At 66.9% G+C, this 23,503-nt stretch carries 25 protein-coding genes and 2 tRNA genes; 23 read left to right on the forward strand and 4 right to left on the reverse strand.

Annotation, left to right across the window (positions count from 1 at the left end; translation table 11 throughout):
* Positions 1 to 4: 4 nt before the first annotated feature.
* The 5 genes from ACN6O8_RS12870 to ACN6O8_RS12890 all read left to right on the forward strand — a co-directional run bounded on the left by ACN6O8_RS12870 (position 5) and on the right by ACN6O8_RS12890 (position 2,528).
* A complete protein-coding gene (locus ACN6O8_RS12870; protein ID WP_427991423.1) occupies positions 5 to 373 on the forward strand; it encodes a histidine triad nucleotide-binding protein in 369 nt (122 codons plus the stop codon).
* 14 nt (positions 374 to 387) lie between these two features.
* Positions 388 to 615 carry a Sec-independent protein translocase subunit TatA gene (gene tatA / locus ACN6O8_RS12875; RefSeq protein ID WP_006388049.1) on the forward strand — a complete coding sequence of 76 codons (228 nt, stop codon included), beginning with the start codon at positions 388 to 390 and terminating at the stop codon, positions 613 to 615.
* 71 nt (positions 616 to 686) lie between these two features.
* The gene (tatB, locus tag ACN6O8_RS12880) at positions 687 to 1,235 is read left to right on the forward strand and encodes a Sec-independent protein translocase protein TatB (RefSeq protein WP_427991424.1); all 549 of its coding nucleotides are present in this window, start codon (positions 687 to 689) and stop codon (positions 1,233 to 1,235) included.
* On the forward strand, positions 1,232 to 2,023 hold the full coding sequence (tatC, locus tag ACN6O8_RS12885; protein WP_427991425.1) for a twin-arginine translocase subunit TatC: 792 nt from the start codon (positions 1,232 to 1,234) through the stop codon (positions 2,021 to 2,023). The genes tatB and tatC overlap by 4 nt, the downstream gene beginning before the upstream one ends.
* A gap of 106 nt (positions 2,024 to 2,129) precedes the next feature.
* Positions 2,130 to 2,528, forward strand: a complete 399-nt coding sequence (locus tag ACN6O8_RS12890) for a helix-turn-helix domain-containing protein (RefSeq protein WP_427991426.1) — start codon at positions 2,130 to 2,132, stop codon at positions 2,526 to 2,528.
* A 67-nt stretch (positions 2,529 to 2,595) separates the two neighbouring features.
* Here ACN6O8_RS12890 and ACN6O8_RS12895 read toward each other — a convergent pair whose 3' ends face one another.
* Positions 2,596 to 3,753 carry a trypsin-like peptidase domain-containing protein gene (locus tag ACN6O8_RS12895; protein WP_427991427.1) on the reverse strand — a complete coding sequence of 386 codons (1,158 nt, stop codon included), beginning with the start codon at positions 3,751 to 3,753 and terminating at the stop codon, positions 2,596 to 2,598.
* 19 nt (positions 3,754 to 3,772) lie between these two features.
* Between ACN6O8_RS12895 and ACN6O8_RS12900 the strand changes: the two genes are divergently transcribed.
* Positions 3,773 to 4,549, forward strand: a complete 777-nt coding sequence (locus ACN6O8_RS12900; RefSeq protein WP_427991428.1) for a Nif3-like dinuclear metal center hexameric protein — start codon at positions 3,773 to 3,775, stop codon at positions 4,547 to 4,549.
* A 123-nt stretch (positions 4,550 to 4,672) separates the two neighbouring features.
* Here ACN6O8_RS12900 and mscL read toward each other — a convergent pair whose 3' ends face one another.
* On the reverse strand, positions 4,673 to 5,128 hold the full coding sequence (gene mscL, locus ACN6O8_RS12905) for a large conductance mechanosensitive channel protein MscL (protein ID WP_427991429.1): 456 nt from the start codon (positions 5,126 to 5,128) through the stop codon (positions 4,673 to 4,675).
* Positions 5,129 to 5,268: 140 nt separating this feature from the next.
* Here mscL and petA point away from each other — a divergent pair, with 140 nt between their 5' ends.
* The 7 genes from petA to ACN6O8_RS12940 all read left to right on the forward strand — a co-directional run bounded on the left by petA (position 5,269) and on the right by ACN6O8_RS12940 (position 10,570).
* On the forward strand, positions 5,269 to 5,910 hold the full coding sequence (gene petA, locus ACN6O8_RS12910; protein WP_427991430.1) for a ubiquinol-cytochrome c reductase iron-sulfur subunit: 642 nt from the start codon (positions 5,269 to 5,271) through the stop codon (positions 5,908 to 5,910).
* A 73-nt stretch (positions 5,911 to 5,983) separates the two neighbouring features.
* Entirely contained in the window at positions 5,984 to 7,372 is a 1,389-nt protein-coding gene (locus tag ACN6O8_RS12915; RefSeq protein WP_427991431.1) for a cytochrome b, read from the forward strand.
* A gap of 24 nt (positions 7,373 to 7,396) precedes the next feature.
* Positions 7,397 to 8,248 carry a cytochrome c1 gene (locus ACN6O8_RS12920; protein WP_427991432.1) on the forward strand — a complete coding sequence of 284 codons (852 nt, stop codon included), beginning with the start codon at positions 7,397 to 7,399 and terminating at the stop codon, positions 8,246 to 8,248.
* Between the two features lie 153 nt (positions 8,249 to 8,401).
* Positions 8,402 to 9,013 carry a glutathione S-transferase N-terminal domain-containing protein gene (locus tag ACN6O8_RS12925; protein WP_006388039.1) on the forward strand — a complete coding sequence of 204 codons (612 nt, stop codon included), beginning with the start codon at positions 8,402 to 8,404 and terminating at the stop codon, positions 9,011 to 9,013.
* Positions 9,014 to 9,026: 13 nt separating this feature from the next.
* Positions 9,027 to 9,470 (forward strand): ClpXP protease specificity-enhancing factor, encoded by a 444-nt coding sequence (locus tag ACN6O8_RS12930; RefSeq protein WP_427991433.1) that lies wholly within the window; start codon positions 9,027 to 9,029, stop codon positions 9,468 to 9,470.
* Between the two features lie 282 nt (positions 9,471 to 9,752).
* Positions 9,753 to 10,397: an imm11 family protein gene (locus ACN6O8_RS12935; RefSeq protein WP_427991434.1), complete on the forward strand. Its 645-nt coding sequence runs from the start codon at positions 9,753 to 9,755 to the stop codon at positions 10,395 to 10,397.
* A gap of 97 nt (positions 10,398 to 10,494) precedes the next feature.
* A tRNA-Thr gene (locus ACN6O8_RS12940) sits at positions 10,495 to 10,570 on the forward strand.
* Positions 10,571 to 10,645: 75 nt separating this feature from the next.
* Here ACN6O8_RS12940 and ACN6O8_RS12945 read toward each other — a convergent pair.
* Positions 10,646 to 12,034 carry a GntP family permease gene (locus tag ACN6O8_RS12945; protein ID WP_427991435.1) on the reverse strand — a complete coding sequence of 463 codons (1,389 nt, stop codon included), beginning with the start codon at positions 12,032 to 12,034 and terminating at the stop codon, positions 10,646 to 10,648.
* A gap of 154 nt (positions 12,035 to 12,188) precedes the next feature.
* Here ACN6O8_RS12945 and ACN6O8_RS12950 point away from each other — a divergent pair.
* The 5 genes from ACN6O8_RS12950 (at position 12,189) to ACN6O8_RS12970 (ending at position 15,655) form a co-directional block, all read left to right on the forward strand.
* Positions 12,189 to 12,264, forward strand: a tRNA-Asn gene (locus ACN6O8_RS12950).
* A gap of 187 nt (positions 12,265 to 12,451) precedes the next feature.
* On the forward strand, positions 12,452 to 12,844 hold the full coding sequence (locus tag ACN6O8_RS12955) for a hypothetical protein (RefSeq protein WP_427991436.1): 393 nt from the start codon (positions 12,452 to 12,454) through the stop codon (positions 12,842 to 12,844).
* Between the two features lie 72 nt (positions 12,845 to 12,916).
* Positions 12,917 to 13,816, forward strand: coding sequence for a transcriptional regulator GcvA (gene gcvA, locus ACN6O8_RS12960; protein WP_427991437.1), 900 nt, complete (start codon positions 12,917 to 12,919; stop codon positions 13,814 to 13,816).
* Positions 13,817 to 13,924: 108 nt separating this feature from the next.
* Positions 13,925 to 14,398, forward strand: a complete 474-nt coding sequence (locus tag ACN6O8_RS12965; RefSeq protein ID WP_427991438.1) for a RidA family protein — start codon at positions 13,925 to 13,927, stop codon at positions 14,396 to 14,398.
* 48 nt (positions 14,399 to 14,446) lie between these two features.
* Positions 14,447 to 15,655 carry an aminotransferase class V-fold PLP-dependent enzyme gene (locus ACN6O8_RS12970; protein WP_427991439.1) on the forward strand — a complete coding sequence of 403 codons (1,209 nt, stop codon included), beginning with the start codon at positions 14,447 to 14,449 and terminating at the stop codon, positions 15,653 to 15,655.
* A gap of 3 nt (positions 15,656 to 15,658) precedes the next feature.
* On the opposite strand, the gene ACN6O8_RS12975 is transcribed toward ACN6O8_RS12970, so the two are convergent.
* Positions 15,659 to 16,552, reverse strand: coding sequence for a DMT family transporter (locus ACN6O8_RS12975; RefSeq protein WP_427991440.1), 894 nt, complete (start codon positions 16,550 to 16,552; stop codon positions 15,659 to 15,661).
* Positions 16,553 to 16,721: 169 nt separating this feature from the next.
* On the opposite strand from ACN6O8_RS12975, the gene ACN6O8_RS12980 reads away from it, so the two are divergent.
* The 5 genes from ACN6O8_RS12980 to ACN6O8_RS13000 all read left to right on the forward strand — a co-directional run bounded on the left by ACN6O8_RS12980 (position 16,722) and on the right by ACN6O8_RS13000 (position 23,495).
* Positions 16,722 to 17,609 carry a helix-turn-helix domain-containing protein gene (locus ACN6O8_RS12980; protein WP_427991441.1) on the forward strand — a complete coding sequence of 296 codons (888 nt, stop codon included), beginning with the start codon at positions 16,722 to 16,724 and terminating at the stop codon, positions 17,607 to 17,609.
* A gap of 66 nt (positions 17,610 to 17,675) precedes the next feature.
* Complete coding sequence (locus ACN6O8_RS12985) at positions 17,676 to 19,106, forward strand: DUF2868 domain-containing protein (RefSeq protein ID WP_427991442.1); 1,431 nt, start codon at positions 17,676 to 17,678, stop codon at positions 19,104 to 19,106.
* Positions 19,099 to 20,487 carry a GTPase/DUF3482 domain-containing protein gene (locus ACN6O8_RS12990; RefSeq protein ID WP_427991443.1) on the forward strand — a complete coding sequence of 463 codons (1,389 nt, stop codon included), beginning with the start codon at positions 19,099 to 19,101 and terminating at the stop codon, positions 20,485 to 20,487. Before ACN6O8_RS12985 ends, ACN6O8_RS12990 begins: the two co-directional genes overlap by 8 nt.
* 272 nt (positions 20,488 to 20,759) lie before the next feature.
* Positions 20,760 to 22,367 (forward strand): ABC transporter substrate-binding protein, encoded by a 1,608-nt coding sequence (locus ACN6O8_RS12995; RefSeq protein WP_313658525.1) that lies wholly within the window; start codon positions 20,760 to 20,762, stop codon positions 22,365 to 22,367.
* 156 nt (positions 22,368 to 22,523) lie between these two features.
* A complete protein-coding gene (locus tag ACN6O8_RS13000; RefSeq protein ID WP_427991444.1) occupies positions 22,524 to 23,495 on the forward strand; it encodes an ABC transporter permease in 972 nt (323 codons plus the stop codon).
* Positions 23,496 to 23,503: the final 8 nt, after the last annotated feature.

Raw genomic sequence — 23,503 nt, forward strand, 5'->3', positions numbered from 1 at the left:
AAAAATGAGCGCCAACTGTATTTTCTGCAAGATCGCCGCTGGCGAGATCCCGTCCAAGAAAGTCTACGAGGACGAGGACTTTGTTGCATTCCACGATATCAACCCGGCCGCGCCGGTGCATTTATTGCTGATCCCTCGACGTCATGTCACATCCATGCAGGATATTACGGCCGAGGACGCAGGTTGGTTGGGTAGAATGATGGCATTGGCGCCACGGCTTGCCGCTGAAAACGGTTGCCGTCCGGGCCCTGATGGCGGGTTTCGCATCATGATCAATTCTGGCGTCGAAGGCGGCCAGGAAGTCCCGCATCTGCATTTCCACATCATCGGCGGTCAGCGACCCTGGAAAGGGCGCATGGCCCCCACTGCGTAATACGGAGAACCATCATGGGTAGCTTTAGCATTTGGCATTGGCTGGTCGTCCTGGTCATTGTGGCGCTGATTTTCGGTACCAAGAAACTGCGCAACATCGGCTCGGACCTGGGCGGCGCCGTCAAGGGCTTCAAGGAAGGCATGAAGGACGCCAACGGCGACAAGCCGGCCGAACCCATCGCCCAACAGCGCGTGGCCGGCGACACCATCGACGTGCAGGCCAAGGAAAAGTCCAACTCCTGAGCGCCTGCGCGCCCCCGGGCCCGGCCTGCACCGGCCGGCCCTCATAGCCTCAATTCCCGAGCGGCCGTCGAATGTTTGATGTCAGCCTCACTGAACTGATGGTGATCGGCGTCGTCGCGCTGATCGTCATCGGCCCCGAACGCCTGCCCAAGGTCGCCCGCACGGTCGGCCACCTGCTGGGCCGCGCGCAGCGTTACGTCAACGACGTGAAATCCGATATCCAGCGCGAGATCGAGCTGGACGAGCTGCGCAAATTCAAGAGCGAAATGGAAACCGCGGCGCAGGACGTGCAGCAGTCGCTGAACGACACCCACAACGCGCTGCAGGAACCAGTGCAGCAATTCCGCGCCGAACTCGATGAAGTGGCCCGCGAAGCCAGTGGCAAGCCCGCCGTGGCGGCCGAGCCGCTGATGACGCCGCAGACCGGCCAGCCGGCCGAAGCGCCGCGCAGCATCGCGCCGCCCAACCCGAACCTGAGCCTGGATCTGGATCCGCCCGCCGCCGCGCCGGCTGCCCAGCCTGCTCCCGCCCCGCAACCGGCGCCGGCGCCCGGCGCCCCGGCCGCCAGCGAGACCGCGCCGGCCAGCAAGCCCGCCACGCCCTCCGGAACGACAACGTGACCCAGGACGCCTCCCAAGAAGACGGCCAGCAGGAAAGCTTCATCTCCCACCTGGTCGAACTGCGCACCCGCCTGCTGCGCGCCGTCGGCGCGGTGGTGGCGGTGTTCGTCATCCTGTTCATCTATCCCGGCGCCTCCGCCATCTACGACGTGCTGGCCCAGCCCATGCTGGCCTCGCTGCCGCAAGGCACCCGCATGATCGCCACCGGCGTCATCACGCCCTTCATGGTGCCGGTCAAGGTCACCATGATGGCGGCCTTCATCGTGGCGCTGCCGGTGGTGCTGTACCAAGCCTGGGCGTTCGTCGCGCCCGGCCTGTACAAGCACGAGAAGCGGCTGGCGCTGCCGCTCATCATCTCCAGCACGCTGCTATTCATCGCGGGCATGGCGTTCTGCTATTTCGTGGTGTTCCGCACCGTTTTCCACTTCATCGCCACCTTCGCGCCGCAGTCGATCACGCCGGCGCCGGACATCGAGGCCTACCTGAGCTTCGTCATGACCATGTTCATGGCGTTCGGCATCACCTTCGAGGTGCCGGTGGCCGTGGTGCTGCTGGTGCGCATGGGCGTGGTGGAGCTGTCCAAGCTCAAGAGCGCGCGCGGCTACGTGGTGGTCGGCGCCTTCATCATCGCCGCGGTGGTGACGCCCCCCGACGTGGTCAGCCAGTTCATGCTGGCGGTGCCGCTGTGCCTGCTGTACGAACTGGGCCTGATCTGCGCGCGCTTGGTCACGCCCAAACCCGGCGCCAGCGAAGACGTCAACGACGGCTCGCTGACCGAGCGCCACTGAGTCCACGGCACGCGGACATGACGGGGCCCCGCTGCGGGCCCCGTTGTCATTCATAAACGGACGGTTTCCGCTTGTCGGGCACCGGCTGCAAACTTACATTGCAGTCATGTCGCTCGCCCTACGCCTGCGCACCCTGATGCGGTGGCGCGGCATCAAAAGCCAGAACCAGCTCGCCCGCATCTCCGGCGTGCCGCAGTCCTGCATCCACCGCATCCTGACCCGCGAGGAACGCTACGCCCCCACCCGTGCCACGCTGCAACGGCTGGCGCAGGCGCTGGACACCCAGGTGCCCTGGCTGGCCGACGGCATGGTGGCGCAGGCCGCCACGCCGCACCCTCGTGAAGAAGAACAATCCGACGCCTACTGCGCCGAAATCTGCGCGTTGCTGCGGCAACAGCCCGAGGCCACCCGCAAGCGCGTGCTGCAGGTCGTGCGCCTGGTGCTCGACACGCCGTGCCGGCCCCGCCGCCCGCCGGCGCCGCGGCGGTCCCTGCCACGGCCATAGCCCTGCGGCGCCGCTCCCCGGCCCCGAAGGCCCGCCGCCCGGCGTTGCTGGCGTTGCTGGCGTTGCACTAGCGCGGCAACCCCGGCCGCGTTCCCACCACCACCGTCACGTCGGCCACCTTGCCGCCGCGCAGCACCCCCAGCGTCGCGTGCTGGCCCGGCGTCAACTGCGCGATCGCAGCCAGCAGCCCGGAGGTGTCCGTCATCGGCTTGCCGTTCACCGTCTGCACGATATCGCCGACCCGCAGGCCGCCCTTGGCCGCCGGGCCATCGCGCAGCACCCCGGCGATGATCACGCCGCGGACATCGCGCTCCAGCTGGAAGGCGCGCGCCAGCTCGGGCGTCAGGTCCTGTGGCTCCACCCCCAGCCAGCCGCGCTTGACGCCGCCGGTCTTGACGATTTCGTCCATCACCTTGCGCGCGATGTCGATCGGCGTGGCGAAACCGATGCCCATCGATCCGCCCGACTCGGAATAGATGGCCGTATTGATGCCCACCAGGTTGCCCTGCGCGTCCACCAGCGCACCGCCCGAATTGCCTGGATTGATCGCGGCGTCGGTCTGGATGAAGTTCTCGTAGGTGTTCAAGCCCAGCCCGTTGCGGCCCAGTGCCGACACGATCCCTTGCGTGGTCGTCTGCCCCACGCCGAACGGATTGCCGATTGCCAGCACCACGTCACCGACCCGCAGGCCGCGGTCCGGCGCCAGCGTGGCGGCCGGCAGGTTGCGCAGGGTCTCCAGCTTCAGCACCGCCAAGTCGGTATCCGGATCCGCGCCCACCACCTTGGCCGAGTCCTTGCGCCCATCGGCCAGCGCCACCTCGATGGCGTCGGCCGCCTGCACCACGTGATAATTGGTCAGCACGTAGCCATCCCGGTTGACCACCACGCCCGACCCCAGACTGGTGCTGGCCTGGCGCCGGCTCATGCCGGGCACCTGCCCGAAAAGCTGTCGCAGGATGGGGTCGTCCGGCAACGGCACGAGCGGCACGTCCACGTGCTTGGTGGTGTAGACGTTGACCACCGACGGCGCGGCCCGCGCCACCCCGTCGGCGTACGACACCGGGCCCGTGGCCGCTCGCGCGCCTGTCACCGCCTGCGGCGTCGCCGCTGGCGCCGCCTCGGGCCCGACCAGCCGCAGCAGATCCGGCCGCAAGGTGGTGACGACGAATAGAATACCCAGGCAGACCGTGACGGCCTGAGCGAAGATCAGCCAATATCGGCGCATGTTTCTGATAGGACTAGCAATGAGTAAAGTGGACTCCCACGTCCTGGCCGCCTGGCTGGACGACACCCTGCAAGCCGCGCGTTTCAAGGACTACTGCCCCAACGGGCTGCAGGTGGAAGGCCGATCCGAAGTCGGACACATTATCACCGGTGTCACCGCCAGCGAAGCCCTGTTGCGCATCGCCGTCGAACGCGGCGCCGACGCGGTGCTGGTGCACCACGGCTGGATGTGGCGCAACGAGGATCGCCGCGTCATCGGCACGCGCCGCACCCGCATGGCGCTGGCCCTGAAGAACGACCTCAACCTGTACGCCTACCACCTGCCGCTGGACGCCCATCCCACCCTCGGCAACAACGCCCAACTGGCGCGCGTCCTCGGCCTCGAACCCGAACGCCGCGACGACGGCGCGCCGCGCACCTGTGGCCCCGACAACCTGGTCTGGCTCGGCGCCGCCCCCGACCTGACCACCCTCGGCCAGCTCGCCGCCCGCATCCAGCAACGCCTGGGCCGCCAGCCCCTGGTCGTCGGCAACCCCGACCAGCCCATCGCCCGCATCGCCTGGTGCACCGGCGGCGCCCAAGGCATGCTGGCCGACGCCATCGACGCCGGCGCCACCGCCTACATCACCGGCGAAGCCTCCGAATCCACCTTCCACCTGGCCCAGGAAACCGGCGTCGCCTTCCTCGGCGCCGGCCACCACGCCACCGAACGCTACGGCATCCAGGCCCTGGGCCAGGCCGTGGCGGAACGCTTCGGCATCACGGTCGAATTCGTGGACCTGGACAACCCGGTGTAACAGCAACGAAAGGGCACGGCCGCACCGGGCAGCCTACGAAGCACTACAGCCTCCGCAAGCCCCCCAAAACCAGCCAGCCAATAAAAAAAGCGCCCCGCAGGACGCTTCTTTTCTCTTCCGCTTTCAAGGCTTTTTCAACAAATCCCGAATCTCACGCAACAACGCCACATCCTCAGGCGTCGCAGCCGGAGCCGCTGGCGCCGGCGCTTCCTCGGCCTTGGTGCGCGCCTTGTAGATCGCCTTCACCATCCAGAAGATCACAAAGGCCAGCAACACGAAGTTGATGATGATCGTGACGAAATTCCCCCAGGCGAAAACATTGGCGCCCGCCTTGGTCAGATCCGCATACGTCATCGGCCCGGAGTAATTGGCCGGCATCGACAGCACCAGGAACTTGTTCGAGAAATCGACCGACCCGCCAAGCACGAAATTGACCAGCGGCATGACGATATCCTTGACCAGCGAGTCGACGATCCTGCCAAACGCCGCCCCGATGATCACACCAACCGCCAAATCGACCGCGTTGCCTTTTACAGCGAAATCTCGGAATTCTTTGACGAAACCTGTCGCTTTGCTCATAAAAGCACTCCCTTCGTGATACGCCCACCAGTAGGCTGGCGCTATAATACGCGGTTGCTATGTTGTTACATATTCCCGCGAAGCCGATGCCGCAGAAGTGATGCTACTCGTAGAGCGGGCGCATCAACAAGGATAGGAAGATGAGTCAGGATACGCTGGTGCATGATGATGACGGTGCGGTTGATCCAAATCTGCCGCCCGATCCTTCGCGACGTTTCTGGGTAACCACCGCCTGTGCCGTGGGTGGCGTAGCAGGTGTCGCAACGGCAATACCGCTTGTGAGCACGTTTTCCCCTTCTGAAAAAGCCCGCGCGGCTGGCGCCCCCGTCGAAGTCGAGATCGGTGATATTCCGGTCGGCACCATGAAAACCGTGGAATGGCGTGGCAAGCCGGTCTGGATCATCCACCGGTCTCCCGAACAAATCGCCGGCCTCAAGACCCAGGACGCGCTCCTGGCGGATCCCCAATCCAAGCGCCCCGGCTTCACTCCCAAATACGCAGAAAACGAAGGCCGCTCGCGCAAGCCCGAGATCTTCGTCTGTGTTGGCATCTGTACCCACTTGGGCTGCTCGCCCACCTCGCACTTCGAAACAGGCGGCGGTGGCGGCATGGGCGCCTCCTGGCAAGGCGGATTCCTCTGTCCGTGCCATGGCTCCACGTTCGACCTGGCTGGCCGGGTCTACAAGAACAAGCCCGCTCCCGATAATCTCGAAGTCCCGCCGTACCAGTATCTCACCGATACCCGCATCATCGTGGGCGTCGATGAAGACAACAAGGCCTGACGCTCGCGTCGCGCTTTTTTCCCGAATTACGTAAGTAAAACAATACGCCACGTATAAGAGAAGGAGCCGTTACATGGCTGGCGAGAAAACCGTCGAGACGACAGGCCTGTTGGGCTGGCTGGACCGGCGCTTTCCGGTGACCTCCACCTGGAAAGCCCATCTGTCCGAGTATTACGCACCCAAGAATTTCAACTTCTGGTATTTCTTTGGCTCGCTGGCGCTTCTGGTGCTGGTGCTGCAGATCGTGACCGGCATCTTCCTGGTCATGCACTACAAGCCGGACGCCGAGCGCGCGTTCCAATCCGTCGAATACATCATGCGCGAAGTCCCGTGGGGCTGGCTGGTGCGCTACATGCACTCGACCGGCGCCTCGATGTTCTTCGTCGTCGTGTACCTGCACATGCTGCGCGGCCTGCTCTACGGTTCCTACCGCAAGCCCCGCGAACTGGTGTGGATCTTCGGCGTCGCGATCTTCCTCTGTCTGATGGCCGAAGCGTTCTTCGGCTACCTGCTGCCCTGGGGCCAGATGTCGTACTGGGGCGCCCAGGTGATCGTGAACCTGTTCGCGGCCATCCCGTTCATCGGCCCTGAACTGTCGATCTGGATCCGCGGCGACTACGTCGTGTCCGACGCCACGCTGAACCGCTTCTTCGCCTTCCACGTCATCGCCATTCCGCTGGTGCTGGTGGGTCTGGTGGCCGCGCACCTGGTGGCGCTGCACGAAGTCGGCTCGAACAACCCGGACGGCATCGAGATCAAGCAGGGCCCGAAGGACAAATACGGTCGCCCCAAGGATGGCATTCCGTTCCATCCGTTCTACACGGTGCACGACCTGGTCGGCGTCGCGGGCTTCCTGCTGGTGTTCGCCTTCATCGTGTTCTTCGCGCCGGAAATGGGCGGCTACTTCCTGGAGTTCAACAACTTCATCCCGGCCGACTCGCTCAAGACGCCGCCGCACATCGCCCCGGTGTGGTACTTCACGCCGTTCTACTCGATGCTGCGCGCCACCACCGACGAGTTCACGTGGGTGCTGGCCGGCGCCTCGGTGCTGGGCGCCATCGCGCTGCTGGTCAAGAGCAACCTGAAAGGCTTCATGCGCATCGCCGTGCCTGGCATCCTGATCGTCGTGGCCGTGCTGCTGCGCGTGATCGACGCCAAGTTCTGGGGCGTGGTCGCCATGGGCGGCACCGTGGTCATCCTGTTCTTCCTGCCGTGGCTGGACCACTCCCCGGTCAAGTCGATCCGCTATCGCCCCACCTGGCACAAGTGGATCTACGGCATCTTCATGGTCAACTTCCTGGTGCTCGGCTACATCGGTACGCAGCCGCCCAGTCCGCCGTTGAACCTGACGTCGCAGATCGGCACGCTGCTGTACCTGGCCTTCTTCTTCCTGATGCCGGTATGGAGCCGCCTGGGCACCTTCAAGCAAGTGCCCGACCGCGTCACGTTCCACGCCCACTGAGCCAACGAGAATAACGGACTAACCATGATCAAGAAGCTGATTGGTGCCGTGGCCTTGATGCTCACGTGTACCGCTACCTTTGCCGCCGGAGGCGGCTATCCGCTGGACAAGGCGCCTTACCGCGTCAACGACATGGCGTCGCTGCAAAACGGCGCCAAGCTGTTCGTCAACTACTGTCTGAACTGTCACAGCGCATCGTCGATGCGCTACAACAAGCTCAAGGACATTGGCCTGACCGACCAGCAAATCAAGGAAAGCCTGCTGTTCACCGGCGAGAAGGTCGGCGACATGATGACTGTCGCCATGACGCCCAAGGACGCCAAGAAGTGGTTTGGCACCACGCCCCCGGACCTGTCCGTGATCGCCCGCGCCAAATCCGTCAACGCCGGGCCCTCCGGTTCCGACTATCTCTACACCTACCTGCGCACGTTCTACCGTGACACCTCGCGCGCCACGGGCTGGAACAACCTGGTGTTCCCGGCCGTGGGCATGCCGCACGCGCTGTGGGAACGCCAGGGGCCGCGCGAGCTGACCACGGTGGCGATGCACGAGGTCGAAGGCAAGGACGGCGCGCCCAAGACCTGGGAACGGGTCACGACGGTGTACGATGCGCAAGGTTTTTCCACGGTCAAGGCCGAACCGGTAGCCAACTACCAAGGCCATGCCACCTTCGAGGCCAAATTCAAGGCCGCCAACCCGGCCCAAACCGCAACATACGACAACGACGTCGCCGACCTGACCGCGTTCATGTCCTGGATGGCCGAACCCGTCCAGACTTTCCGCGTCCAGCTGGGCGTCGGTGTCATGTTGTTCCTGCTCTTGTTCTTCCTGGTGATGTGGCGCCTGAACGCCTCTTACTGGAAACACGTGCGCTAACCGCAACGCCCCGCCAGGCTTATCCGCCCCCATTTTCTCCAGGGTGGATAATGGCGGGTTAGGGCTGTATGCCTACCCCCCGCCTGGCAATCGGGGCCAGCGCCTGCTAGATTAGGGCGCTGGCCTTTCGTTTTTCATAAAGGATTTTTCGCCATGATGGTGCTCTATTCCGGAACCACGTGTCCGTTTTCGCAACGCTGCCGCTTCGTGTTGTTCGAAAAGGGCATGGATTTCGAGATCCGCGACATCGACCTGTACAACAAGCCCGAAGACATCTCGGTGATGAATCCGTACGGTCAAGTGCCCATTCTGGTCGAACGCGACCTGGTCCTGTACGAGTCGAACATCATCAACGAGTACATCGACGAGCGCTTCCCGCACCCGCAGCTCATGCCCGCCGACCCGGTCATGCGCGCCCGCACGCGTCTGTTCCTCTACAACTTCGAGAAGGAACTCTTCGTTCACGTCTCGACGCTGGAAGACCGCAGCGCCAAGCCCGACGAAAAGAAGCTCGCCAACGCTCGCCAGAACATCCGCGACCGCCTGGCCCAGCTGGCCCCGATGCTGCTCAAGAACAAGTACATGCTGGGCGAGGAATTCTCCATGCTCGACGTGGCCGTCGCACCGCTGCTCTGGCGCCTGGACCACTACGGCATCGAACTGCCCAAGAATGCGGCTCCGCTGCAAAAGTACGCCGAACGCATCTTCTCGCGCCCGGCCTACATCGAAGCGCTGACGCCTTCGGAAAAAGTGATGCGTCGCTAAGGCTGGTTGTGTAATGGGTGAAACTTCGACCAAACCGTATCTGATCCGCGCACTGCACGAATGGTGCACCGATAACGGCTACACGCCGTACATCACCGTGCAGGTCGACGAGCACACCATGGTGCCCGTCGCCCACGTGCGCGACGGCCAGATCACCCTGAACGTCGGCACGCTGGCCACCAACCGCCTGGTGCTGGGCAACGAATTCATCGAATTCCAGGCCCGCTTCAGCGGCGTGACCGAAAACGTCTATGTGCCGGTGGGCGCCGTCAGCGCCATCTACGCGCGCGAGACCGGCGCCGGCATGGGCTTCGAAGTGCAGCCCTACGAACCGCCGGCCCCCGGCACACCCGGCGCGCCCGAGTCCACCACCGCCGAAGCCGCCGCGGACACCGCCCCAGGCGATGATGGCGGCGACGACGAGCCCAAGCGTCCGCACCTGACGATCGTCAAGTGACGCGGCGCGCTGGCACCGGGTTCACTGGCATCAACGAACCGGCGCCTTGCACCGGCCGGCCGCGCCGGTAACGCCCGCTTGATCTGAAACGCCCCTGCCCAGGGGCGTTTCCTTGCCTGCCACCGCCCGCCGGCGCTGCCACTTTCCGAAACTCGGAACGATAGCGCGTATCATTTGCAAATCTCGCCGGAATCCCGTCTCATACGGCTGAACCGGGCCTGATGTCGTCCGCCACGCGTCGTGCAGCGCGCCGCCCGGCCCCCCAAGGAGCCGCCACAAACCATGCCGTATCTGATCGGAATGCCACCCGCTGGCGGCCCGTCGACGCAATTCGTACCGCAGATCGACCGCCAATTGCTGGCCAAGCTGTGCCTGTTCGATGGCCTGTCCGACGCAGATATCGCGCAGGTGCCGCGACAGATCCGCCTGACCCTGCGTGGCACCGGCCGCGTGCCGGCGATCCTGGGTTGGGAAGGCGGCCCGTTCGTGGTCAGCGCGCGGGTGCGCGACCTCATGGAAACGCTGGAGCCCGATACGCATCGCTTCCTGCCCATCGACGTCGAGACCATGACGCTGGGCCGCAGGCGCCGCCCCTTCCGCACCTACCACCTGTTGTTGTGCCCGCCGCGGGTCGATGCCGTAATCATCGAGAAGACCGAGTTCTCCAAAGGCATGGGCCGGGCCGGCTACGAAATCAGCAGTGGCTTCTCGTTCCTCAAGGGCACCGCGCTGGTACTGGACCAGGCCGCCATCGCGAACCGCTGCTTCTGGCGATTACCGCGCCAATTCGGTGTCAGACCGGCCTATCCGCACAGCGGCATCAGCGGCTATTTCTGCTCCGACGAATTGTGGCGCGCCCTGCGCGCCGAGCGGTTGCATGGCTGGGAAGCAAGGCGGCGCTGCGCCACGGCCATCCGGCCGGCATGAGGAACCCGCGCCCCGTCCTGCAACGGCGCCAGGCGCCGGAAAGAATCTCCTTTTTTCATTACAATGCAGTCCCTGCGCGTGCCCCCAGGCACGCCGCGCCGGTGTAGCTCAGTTGGTAGAGCAGCTCACTTGTAATGAGAAGGTCGAGGGTTCGATTCCTTTCACCGGCACCATCGATGTCCCGCGACATCCAACAAAAAGCCCAGCCGAATGGCCGGGCTTTTTGCATGGCGCGATGGTCCGCGCCTTCACCCCAGGGCCGGCAGCATGTTGAACAGCAGCACCATGACCAGGCCGACCACCGCCACGATGGATTGCACCACCGAGATCGTCTTGGTGGCCTCGCCCATGGTCATGCCGAACGATTCCTTCACCATCCAGAACCCGGCGTGATTGGCGTAGTTGAAGAACAGCGAGCCGCAGCCGATCGACAGCGCCAGCAGCGGCAGGTTGAGCGTGGGATCGGCGCCGGCCAGCGGCGCCAGCAGGCCGGCGGCGCCAACGATGCCGACCGTGGCCGAGCCGGTGGACACCGACAGCAGCATGGCGATCAGCCAGCCCAGCACCAGCGGCGGGAACGCGAACTGGTGGGTCAGGTGGACAATGGCGTCGCCGACCTTGGCGCTGGTCAGCACCTGTTGGAAGGCGCCGCCGCCAGCAATGATCAGCATGATGCCGGCGACGGGCTTGAGGCTCTTGCCGAGCGCCTCGCGCAGCTTATCGGCGTCGCCGCCTCGCGCCAGCACCAGCGTCACCGCCGCGAACAGCACGCCCAGCAGCATGGCCACCAGCGGGTTGCCCAGGAAGACCGCCACGTGCATCAAAGGCGAGGTCTTGGGCAGCAGCATCTCGGCCACCGCATGCAGCAGCATCAACAGCGCCGGTAACAGCGCCGCCAGCACGCCCAGGCCGACCCCCGGCGCGGCGCGGCCGGCCTGGTCCTGCCGAACCGCGGTGAATTGCTCGAGCAGCGCTTCGTCCGGGCGCGTCGTCATGCGCGGCGCGATGAAGGCGCCATACAGCGGGCCGCCCAGGATCAGGGCCGGCAGCGCCGCCAGGAAGCCGTAGATCATGGTCGGGCCGACCGTGGTCTTGAGGCTGGCGATCGCCGTCAGCGGGCCCGGATGCGGCGGCACCATGCCGTGCATGGCGGCCAGGGCCGAGATCACCGGCACGCCTACATACACGTAGGCCGAGCCCTTGAAGCGTTCCTGGCCCTCCAGCTTGCGCGCGACGCTGAAGATCAGCGGCAGCATCACCACCAGGCCCACCTCGAAGAACATCGGGATGCCGATGATGAAGGCCACCAGCGTCATGGTCCAGGGAATCATGCGCGGCGAGGTGCGGCTCAGGATGGCATTGGCCAGGCGCTCGGTGGTGCCCGAATCCGCCAGGATCTTGCCGAGCATGGCACCCAGCGCGATCACCACGCCCACCGCGCCAAGAGTCTTGCCGGCGCCATCGGTCAGGTTCTTGACGATGGCGGTCGGATCCATGCCGGTGACGAATCCGACGCCGATGGACACGATCAGCAGCGCCAGCAGCGGATGCATGCGGATGCGCGAGACAATGAGTGCGACCAGCAGCAGGACGCTCACCAGGGCGGTGAGCAACAATTGAATGTCGAACGAAGACATGGATGCAATCCAGAAAAAACGTGAGAGGCCGCGAACCTTCTGGTGGCGATGATACGGGATCGCCCCTGACGCCCAACCGTCATGCGGCGGCCCGTCCGCCACGCCGTTTTGCATTCCCCGCGAAATTTGTGCATAATTCGCCCCCTCTACCTGTTCCCCGATAGCTCAGTCGGTAGAGCGACGGACTGTTAATCCGCAGGTCGCTGGTTCGAGCCCAGCTCGGGGAGCCAAAGAATGCAGTACTGAAAGGCCCGCAACCTGGTTGCGGGCCTTTTGCATGGGAGCGGCGCCACCGGGGCCAGAACTCGGACGCGATCACCCCGCAAGCGCGACGCAAAGCCCCAGGTGCGCGACGGAAAGGTTTTACGATTGAGGTTGAATCAATGGTAAAGGTCTGACCCCGGCCTGGATACGTGCATGCCTCAACCCACGAAGAACGTCGATTCAACAACCGCCTTTGAACTCGTATTCGGCCTGTTGCAGGCAATCTCCTGGCTGGTGCGCGACGCCGCGAAGGCGCCCCCGGACATCGCGGTCATGAGGGCGTGCCAGGCCGAGGCGGTGAACGCGATTCTCTGGATCTGCGAAACCGGCGACCTGACTGGCTGGCCGACGCAGACCCCGCGCGACACGCAAGCCACGGCGTCCTACCTGCTGATGGATCTCACCTTCCAACTGCTCGATCCGGCGTCGCCGATGGCAGCCCGCGCCTGGGAAGTCCCCGCCGACCAGCCGCCCCATGTCCAGGCGCTGCAGATCGTGCGGCACGAAATCCTGCGCAGCAAACCCATCGCCGCCCGGCCGCGCTAAGCTGTTTCCACGCCCGCGCCTGATTTGCGAGAATGGGGTTCCGCCGGTTTCAGGCCCGCCCGCACCCGCCTCATGCGTTCCCATCGATCCCTGCCCGCCCTGGTCTCGCTGCGCGCCTTCGAGGCGGCCGCCCGGCGCCTGAGCTTCAGCCTGGCGGGCGAGGAACTGTTCGTCACCCAAAGCGCCATCAGCCACCACATCCAGCGGCTCGAAGCGGAGCTGGGCGTGCCGCTGTTCGAACGCCGTACCCGCGCGGTGGCGCTGACGCCTGCCGGGCAGGCCTATTACGAGCAGGTCCACGCCGCCTTCGAGCTGCTACGCCAGGGCACGGCGGCGATCCGGGCACCGGCCGGCGCCCGGCGCACGCTGCGGGTCGGCCTGCTGGCCTCGTTCGCCACCCGCTGGCTGGCGCCGCGGCTGCCCGACTTCGCCGCCACGCACCCGGATATCGACCTGCAACTGCTGCCGGCCATCGGGCTGGCCGACGTGGCGGCGGGCGAAGTGGACGTGGCCATACGCTATGGCCGCGGCACCTGGCCGGGCCTGCGGGCGCGACGCCTGATGCCGGAGCGGCTGTCGGTGGTGTGCGCCCCCGCGCTGATGGCGGGCCGGCGGCGGCCGCGCGTGCCGGCCGACCTGTTGCGCTACCCCTTGCTGGTGTCGCACTCGCAGTTGCCGTTCGAATGGGATGCCTGGGCCCGCCAGCAGGGCCTGGATCTGAGCCGCGCCCAGACCGTGCACCTGCATGACTACAACATCGTGGTCGAGGCGGCCTTGGCGGGCCAGGGTCTGGCCATGGGCCGCCATCACCTGATCGCCGCCCAACTGGCCAGCGGCGCCCTGGTCGAAGCCTTGCCGGGCACCGCGCTGGACGATCCGCGCATCGGCTGGTGGTTCGTCAGCCCGCGTGGCAAGGCCGACGCCACCGCGCAGGCTTTCCAGGCATGGCTGGCCCGCGCCGCGACGGCTTGACGCATTACTTTTGCTCATACGTAGTGCGCAACAATTGATTGGTCAGGCGCCGTGCGTGCCGATAGGATGGGGACTGCCTTTTTCCATGTCCATTACACAGGTGACCCCATGACCCGTACGATCTCCGGCCGCGTTGCCGAACTCGGCCTGGCGCTGGAACCCGCGGCCGCGCCCGCCGCCAATTACGTTCCCTTCGTCCAGGACGGCAACCTGCTCTACATCTCCGGCCAGATCTCGCGCTCGGGCGGCAAGGCGACGTTCCTGGGCCAGTTGGGCAACCAGATCTCGGAGGCCGACGGCATCGCCGCCGCACGCCTGTCGGCGCTTGGCATCCTGGCGCAGATCGCCGCCGCCACCGGCGACCGGCTCGACCGCGTGGCGCGGGTGGTGCGCCTGGGGGTGTTCGTCGCCAGCACCCCGGACTTCCATCGCCAGAGCGCGGTCGCCAACGGCGCCTCGGACCTGATGGTGGAAGTATTCGGCGATGCCGGCCGCCACGCGCGCAGCGCGGTCGGCGTGGCCTCGCTGCCGCAGGGCGTGGCTGTGGAAGTGGAAGCGGTCGTCGCCCTCACGCCCGCCTGATGTCGCGGCGCCGGGCCCGCGCCCGGCGCGTTTTTTTCTGGAATCCCCATGACCGCCGCCGTCCTGACTCCCGCCGTCCTCGACACGCTGCGCGCCGCCACGCCTGGCACGCGCACCACCGTCCACTTCAACCATGCCGGCGCGTCGCTGCCATCCACGGCCACGCTCGACGCCGTCCAGGCGCACCTGCGGCGCGAGGCCGAGCAGGGGCCGATGGAGGCGGGCGTCGCGGCACGCGCGCAGACCGACCAGGCGCGCGCGCTGGCCGCGCGCCTGCTCAATGCGCGGCCCGACGAAATCGCCCTGACCGGCGGTAACTCGCCCGGCTGGGGCGCGGCGTTCGCGGCGCTGGGCCCGTGGCGGGCCGGCGACCGCATCCTGGTCGGCCGCCACGAGTGGGGCGGCAACCTCGCCGCGATGCGGCTGGCGGCGCAACGCGCCGGCGCCACCATCGAGACGATTCCATCGGATGACAGCGGCTGCGTCGATCCGGCCGCGCTCCAGGCCATGCTGGACGAGCGGGTGCGGCTGGTCGCCTTGACCTGGCTGCCGGCCAATGGCGGCCTGATCAATCCGGCCGCCGCCATCGGCCGCGTCACCCGCGCCGCCGGCGTGCCGTACTTCATCGACGCGGCGCAGGCGGTGGGGCAACTGCCGGTGGACGTGGCCGAGGTCGGCTGCGACGTGCTCAGCGGTGCCGGCCGCAAGGCCCTGCGTGGCCCCCGCGGCACCGGCCTGCTGTTTGTGCGGCGCGATTTCCTGCCGCGCCTGACGCCCGCGTTCGTCGACACCTATTCGGCGCCGCTGGGCGCCGATGGCCAGCCGCAACTGCGGGGCGACGCGGCGCGCTTCGAATCGGCGGAGGCCTCGCTGGCGCTACGCGCCGGCCTGGCCAACGCGCTGCGCGAAGCGCTCGATATCGGGCTGGACGCCATCCGTGCCCGCATCGATGCGGTCGCCCGGGCGCTGCGCGCCGAACTGGCCGCGATTGACGGCGTCGCGGTGCTGGACCAGGGCCGCGCGCGCTCCGGCCTGGTGTCGTTCAATCTCGCCGGACACGAAGCCGCCGCGGTGCAGCGCGCCCTGGCCGCGCAAGGCATCGTCATCGGCAGCAACGGCGTGCCGTACACCCCGCTAGACATGAACGCGCGCGGCCTGACGCAGATCGCGCGCGCTTCGGTCAGCTACCTGACCCGCGACGACGAGATCGACCGCCTGCTCGATGCGCTGCGCACCCTGGCGCGGCAGGGACGTTGACCCCTACGTCGCCAGCCGCCGCGAGAACGGCGACCACCGGGTGAAGACCAGCAGGTTGCCGAACATCACCAGCGCCAGGCCCAGCAGCGCGGTGGGCGTCCACTGGTAGCCCTCGGCAAAGGTGGACACGCTCAGCGCAACCACCGGGAACAGCACCGTGCAATAGGCCGCGCGCGCCGGCCCCATGCGTCCGACCAGCGTCAGATAGGCGGTGAAGCCGATCACCGAACCCGGGATCGCCAGATAGAGCAGGGCGCCGACGTAGGCCGGGGAGGGGTCGAAACGGAACGGCACGCCCGCGACCACACAACCGGCCAGCAACATCGTGGCGCCGTACAGCATGCTGTAGGCGTTGCCCGTCAGCGGCCGCAGGCCGGCGCGCTGCTGCAGCGACGACAGCATGTTGCCGGTGGAGAAACAGAACGTGCCCAGCAGCGCGAAACCCAGTCCGAGCAGCGTCTCATGGCTGGCCTCCTGGCCCGCCAGCTCGGGCCAGAACAGCAGCACCAGGCCGGTAAAGCCGATCACTCCCGCCACCATCACGCGCGGCGCGATTCGCGTGCCGAACCACAATCGCGCGTTCAACGCGTTCCACAGCGTCGCGGCCGAGAACACCACCGACACCAGGCCGCTCGGAATCCATTGCGTCGCCGTGTAGAAGCACAGGAAGTTCAGGCAGAACAGGCACAGCCCCTGGCCCAGGCACAACGCATGTCCGCGACGGTCAAGTCGTTGCAGTTTGCGGGTCAGCAGCAGCGCGGCGAACAGCACCAGCCCGGCCAGCGCGAAGCGATAGAAGATCGACACGGGAATCGCCACCGCCCCCAGCTGCAGCTTGATGGCGATCCAGGTGGTACCCCAGATGACGACTGTCAGGAAATACAGGAAGAGATTCACTTTGGGACACTCGGCCGGGCCAAAAAGGACAGGAAATTCAGCACCGCGAAAATGGCGGGCTGCGACGCCCAGTGTGCTCGCGCCAAGGCCGGAAAAATTGCCGTTTCTTGCGGTTTTTCCGGGCCCGCGCGTGCCGCGCGCACCAGGATCGCAGTAGCATTTCGGTTCCATGGGCACCACCGCTTCGGCTCCGTCCGACTTCTCCGTTTTCCGCACCCTGTCCGCGTCCAGCGCGACACTGGCACGCGCCGCCTCGCTGGGCGAGGGCATCGCCATTTCGCAGTGGGGCCGCAGCGCCCACGAGACGCTGGGCTACGACTCGCCGGGGCATCACACGCTGTCGCTCTATCTGCATGGCGGCGAGAAATCGTTCCGGGTCGGCCACGCCTTGCACGGCGGCGCCGGCAAGTTCTGCGTGCTGCCCGCCGAGCACCATTCACGCTGGTGCATGAATGACACGGTGCATTTCCTGCATCTGTACATCGCCCCCGAACGCCTGGCGCGCGAAGCCGTGCTGCGGCTCGATTGCGAACCGCGCGCGCTGGAACTGCGCGACCGCACCTACATCCACGACGCGTCGCTGACCGACGTGTGCCGCGCCCTGCTGGACACGGACTGGAACGCGCCCGCCGAGCGCCTGGCCGCCAGCAGCGCGGCCGAGACCGTACTGCATCATCTGCTGAACCAGGGTGTGGCGCGCAAGGCTGCGCCGCCGGCACGCGGCGGCCTTGCGCCAGCGGTGCGGCGGCGGATCATGGACTATATCGACGCGCATCTCGCCGACGCCCTGACGCTGGATCAACTGGCCGGGGTGGCCGCGCTGTCCACCTACCATTTCGCCCGCATGTTCCACGCCTCGTTCGGCGAGCCGCCGCACGCCTGGGTACGCGCCCGCCGCCTGGCTCACGCGCGCGCTCTGCTGGCGGCGGGCAAGGGCGACCTCGCCGGCATCGCGCAGGCGGCCGGCTTCGGCAATGCCAGCCACCTGTCGCGCGTGTTCCGCGACAACGTCGGGGTCACGCCGGGCCAGTACCGCGCCGCCCACCGCAGGCACTGAAAGCGCGGGCCGCGCGGTCTACAATGGCGCACCGCCCTTCGCGGCCTGATCGCCTGCCCGCCCGCGATGCCATCGCCGACTTCCCGCGACGTTTCCGCCTTTCCCGATGCCGCCCGCCCCGCGCCGCTGCGCGCCCATTGGCTGGCCGAGCTGATCCGCTTGCGTGAAGCGCACTGGGGCCCCCTGGAAGACAGCAGCGTGGTGCGCCAGGTGCGGCAACTGGACATTCCCCTGCCGCAGCGCATCCTGGCGCGCGCTCAACTGCTGGCGCAGCGCGAACACCTGGCGCCGCTGGTCGATGGCTGGCGCCGCAGCGCCATGGCCGTGCTGGTGGCGCTGGTGCTGCTGGCCCTGCTGTCAGGCGCGGGCGTGGCCGCCGGCGCCCTGGGCGATGGCGGCCGTCCGGTCAACGTGCTGTGGGCGCTGGGCGCGCTGCTCGGCCTGCACGCCATCACCTTCCTGCTATGGCTGGCCAGCTTCCTGCTGCGGCCGGCGGCGATGACGTCCTTGGGACGGCTCTGGCTGTGGGCCACGCGCAAGCTGGCGCGCGGCCCCGACGGCGCCCTGGTGCCACAAGCCTTTCTCAACCTGCTGGCCCGGGCCGGCGCGCTGCGCTGGCTGTTAGGATCGGTCAGCCACGGGCTCTGGCTCGCCGGGCTGGGCGCCGCGCTGGCCACCTTGCTGGCGTTGCTGACCACGGCCAGCTACCGCTTCGTCTGGGCCACCACGCTGTTGGCGCCAGACACATTCGTCGGGTTGACACATGTCCTGGGCTGGCTGCCGGCGCAGTTGGGCTTCCCGCTGCCCGACGCCGCCATGGTGCGGGCCAGCGACGGCACGCAGGCTCTGTCCGCCGATGCCCAGGTGCAATGGTCGCTGTGGCTGATCGGCGTGCTGGTGGCCTACGGCATCCTGCCACGGCTGGTGGCCTGGCTCGCCTGCATGGCCGCCGCCCGGCGCGCGCTGCGGGGCATTGCCCTCGACCCCACCTTGGCCGGCCATGCCGCCTTGCGCGACCGGCTCGATCCGCCGGCGCAATCCACCGGCATCGATCGTCCGGTCGATCCGCTGCACCAGCCGCGCATGACATCGTCCGTGCCCCAAGGCCTGGCGGGCCAGCCCGTGCTGCTGGGCCTGGAATTGCCGCCCGACCTGCCCTGGCCGCCGCCCGACCTGCCCGCCGCCATCCGCATGGCGGGCAACCTGGATACGCGCGAGCAACGCAACCAGTTGCTCGATGCATTGTCGCGCGCGGCCGCCTCGCGCCTGGTGATCGCCTGCGATGCGCGCCAGACGCCCGATCGCGGCACGCTGGCGCTGATCGCCGAGCTGGCCGCGCATGCGGCGCAGACCCGCGTCTGGTTGCTGGCGCCGGCCGATGCGGACAGCCGCGAGCCGCTGTGGCGCGAACGGCTGGCGGCCCTGGGACTGAATGCCCACGCCGTCGCCGGCACGCGCGGCGCCGCGCTGGCGTGGCTGGAGCAGGGCCATGACTGAGCGCATCATCGGCATCGCCGTGGTGGGCCACACCAACACCGGCAAGACCTCGTTGCTGCGCACGCTGACCCGCGATACCGGCTTCGGCGAGGTGGCGGACCAGCCCGGCACCACCCGCCACGTCGAAGGCGCGCGCCTGCGGCTCGAAGGACGCGCGGTGCTGGAATGGTTCGACACGCCCGGCATGGAAGACAGCATCGCGCTGCTCGAATACCTGGAGCGGCTGGAGGCGCCCGGCGAACGGCTGGACGGCCCGGCGCGGATCCGGCGCTTCCTCGACACGCCAGAGGCGCATGGCCGCTACGAACAGGAAGCGCGCGTCCTGAAAAAAATGCTGAACTGCGACGCCGCGTTGTATGTGATCGACGCGCGCGATCCGGTGCTGGGCAAGCATCGCGACGAACTCGCCATCCTGGCGGCCTGCGGCCGGCCGCTGCTGCCGGTGCTGAACTTCGTCAATGCGCCGGCGCACCGCGCCGCCGAGTGGCGCGAGGCGCTGGCGCGGCTGGGCCTGCACGCCGCCGTCGAATTCGACACGGTGGCGCCGCCCCTCGATGGCGAACAAAAGCTGTATGCCAAGCTCGGCGTGCTGCTGGACCGCCACGCCGACACCTTGGCGCGCCTGGCCGACCACCTGGCGCGCCAGCGCCGCGAGCGCCACGCCGCGGCTTGCGAATTGCTGGCCGACCTGCTGGTGGACGTGGCCGCGCTGCACATCGCCAGCGCCAGCGACGAAGCCGCGCTGGCAGCGGCGGCGCGGCAACTGCGGGGACAGGTGCGCCAGCGCGAACAGGCCTGCGTCACCGCCCTGCTGGCGCTCTACAACTTCCGCCAGTCCGATTACGACGACGACGCGCTGCCGCTGCAGGGCGAACGCTGGGGCATGGACCTGTTCCACCCGCAGGCGCTCAAGGACATGGGCGTGCAGGTCGGCATGGGCGCGGCCGCTGGCGCCATGGCGGGCGCCGCGGTGGACCTGCTCAGCGCCGGCCTCAGCCTGGGCACCGGCATGCTGATCGGCGCCGCCGCCGGCGGCCTGTGGCAGGGCGTGGAAAAGCTCGGCAAGCGCGTCGCCGGCAAGCTGCGCGGCTGGCGCGAGATCAGCGTCGACGATGCCGTGCTGCGCCTGCTGGCGCTGCGCCAGCGGCAACTGATCGACGCGCTGGAACGGCGCGGCCACGCCGCCCGCGCGCCGCTGCGGCTGAATCGCCCCGATGTCGAGGCGCTGCGCCGCGGCCCCTTGCCCGAGGCCCTGAAGGAAGCGCGCAGCCGGCCCGAATGGTCGGCGCTGGCCAAAGGCCACGAAGACAGCGAACGACGCAAGCAGATCGTGCGCGAATTGGCGCAAACCCTGGCCGCCGAACCCGCGTCCGAAGCCTGACGCCGGCTGCCCGATGGCGCGCCAAACCCACCATTCGCAACGCGAAGCAAGCAAGGACTAACCCCAATCCAAACCGATTGACGCTTAAACGAATCGATCTATAAGATTCGTTCTGCATCGGTGCGGTCCATCCCGCCATGACAATCACAAGGGGTTGGATCTACCGTGAACCGCCTTTCGTCGTAAGCAGCAACGCCATGCCCCGGCTCCCCGTGGGGCCAGGGCCCTATCACGTCTGTCGCGCGATCCGCGCATTACGGAGCATGAGGGCTATGCGTACTTTTCCCCACCTCAAACAAGCGGCGCTGGCGGCTGCACTGACTGCCTCATTGGCATTCAGCGCCGGCGCGGCCGCCAAGACCTTTCATTGGTCATACCAGGGCGACGCCACATCGATGGATCCGATGGCGCTGAACGAGACCTTCACGCTGGGTTTCCAGGGCAACATCTACGAAACGCTGGCCGGTTATGACGGCAACCTGAAACTGACGCCACTGCTGGCCGAGAGCTGGGAAAACCCGGAGCCCACCAAATGGGTCTTCAAGCTGCGCAAGGGCGTGAAGTTCCACGACGGCTCGCCCTTCACCGCCGATGACGTGATCTTCTCCTGGAAGCGCAGCCTGACGCCAGGCTCGGACATGAAGGGCTACGGCGCCAAGGCCTCCGACATCAAGAAGATCGACGACTACACCATCGAGGTCACCACCCCCACGCCCAACCCGATCCTGCCGCGCGAATGGGTGTTCCTCTACATCATGAGCAAGTCGTGGTCGGAGAAGAACAAGACCACCGAAGCCACCAACGTCAAGGGCGACAACCAGGGCAACTACGCCAACCTCAACGCCAATGGCACCGGCCCGTTCATGCTGGTGTCGCGCCAGCCCGACGTGAAGACCGTGCTCAAGCGCTATGACGGCTACTGGAACAAGAACATCAAGACCAACGTCGACGAAGTCATCTTCCAGCCGATCACGCAGGAAGCCACGCGCGTGGCCGCGCTGATCTCGGGCGAGATGGATCTGGTGCAGCCGGTGCCGGTGCAGGACTGGAAGCGGCTGGAAGACGCCAAGGGCGTCAAGCCGCTGACCGCGCCCGAGGCCCGCGCCATCTTCATCGGCATGGATCAGGACCGCGACGAGCTGCTGTTCTCCGACGTGAAGGGCAAGAACCCCTTCAAGGATCCCAAGGTGCGCGAAGCGGTGGTGCTGGCCGTGGACACCAAGGCCATCAACGAGAAGATCATGCGCAACGCGGCCAAGCCGCTGGGCTCCTTGATCGCCACCGCCATCAACGGCTACGACGAATCGTTCGGCGCGCCCTACAAGCCGGACCCGGAACGCGCCAAGAAGCTGCTGGCCGAGGCCGGCTATCCGAAGGGCTTCACCGTCACCATGGACTGCCCCAACGACCGCTACGTCAATGACGAAAAGGTCTGCCAGGCGGTGGCCGGCATGCTGGCGCGCGTCGGCATCAAGATCAACCTGCTGGCGCAGACCAAGTCCAAGTACTTCGGCAAGATCCTGCTGCAGGCCGGCAACCAGACCAGCATGTACATGCTGGGGTGGACGCCCAGCTCGACCGATGCCCACAACACGCTGCTGAACCTAGCCGCGTGCCGTGACGCCAAGACGGCGGCGGGGCAGTTCAACCTGGGCGGCTACTGCAACAAGAAGGTCGACGAACTCACCGCCAAGATCGGCGTCGAGACCGACCAGGCCAAGCGCAACGCGATGATCAAGGAAGCCTTCGGCATCGTGCGCAGCGATTTCGGCTACCTGCCGCTGCACCAGCAGCCGATGTCGTGGGGCGTGAAGGACAACATCAAGGTCATCCAGCGCGCCGACGACGTGCTCGACCTGCGCGACGTGGTTCTGCCGTAGTCCCCGGGCGCCGCGCCACGCCGCAGGGCGTGCGCGGCGCCGTGTTGATGCGATTGCCGCGACGGCGCCAGCCGCGCGGGCGCGCCCGGCCCAGCCCCGCTTGCCACGACCGGCAACGCGCGGCCCGGCGTTATCCGACCAAGAGGGCATCCAACCATGCTTTCCTTTATTGCGCAGCGGCTGATCCAGTCGGTGCTGGTGATGTTGACGGTGGCGCTGATCGCGTTCTCCATGTTCCGCTATGTCGGCGACCCGATGGCCAGCATGGTCGGGCAGGACACCACGCCCGAGCAGCGCGAACAGCTGCGCGAACAGTTGGGCCTGAACGACCCGTTCGTGGTGCAGTACGCGCATTTCGTCGCCAACGCGGTGCGCGGCGACTTCGGCATTTCCTACCGCCACCGGCGTCCGGTCAGCGAGCTGCTCGAAGAGCGCCTGCCGGCCACGCTGGAACTGTCGTTCGTGTCGGCCGTGATGGCGCTGGCGCTCGGCATTCCCATGGGCATCTACACCGCGCTCAAGCGTCACGGCGTGCTGTCCAAGACCTTCATGGCGATCTCGCTGGCCGGGATCTCGCTGCCCACCTTCCTCATCGGCATCCTGCTGATCCTGTTCTTCGGGGTGCAGTTGCGATGGCTGCCCAGCTTCGGGCGCGGCGACGTGGTCGCGCTGGGCTGGTGGACCACCGGCTTTCTGACCAAGTCCGGCTGGTTGGCGCTGATCATGCCGGCCATCACCCTGGCGCTGTTCCAGATGACCCTGATCATGCGCCTGGTGCGCGCCGAGATGCTGGAGGTGCTGCGCGCCGACTTCATCAAATTTGCCCGCGCCCGCGGCCTGCCGGAGCGACTGATCAACTTCCGCCACGCGCTCAAGAACACCATGGTGCCGGTCATCACCATCACCGGCCTGCAACTCGGTTCCATCATCGCCTTCGCCATCATCACCGAGACCGTGTTCCAGTGGCCCGGCATGGGCCTGCTGTTCATCCAGGCCATCAGCATGGTGGACATCCCGGTGATGGCGGCCTACCTGGTGCTGATCGCCTTCATGTTCGTCGTCATCAACCTCGTGGTCGACCTGCTGTACTTCGCCGTCGACCCGCGCCTGCGCGTGCAGAGCAAATAAGGGAACCG

This window comes from Achromobacter sp. (assembly GCF_050285565.1).
GTDB lineage: Bacteria > Pseudomonadota > Gammaproteobacteria > Burkholderiales > Burkholderiaceae_B > Achromobacter.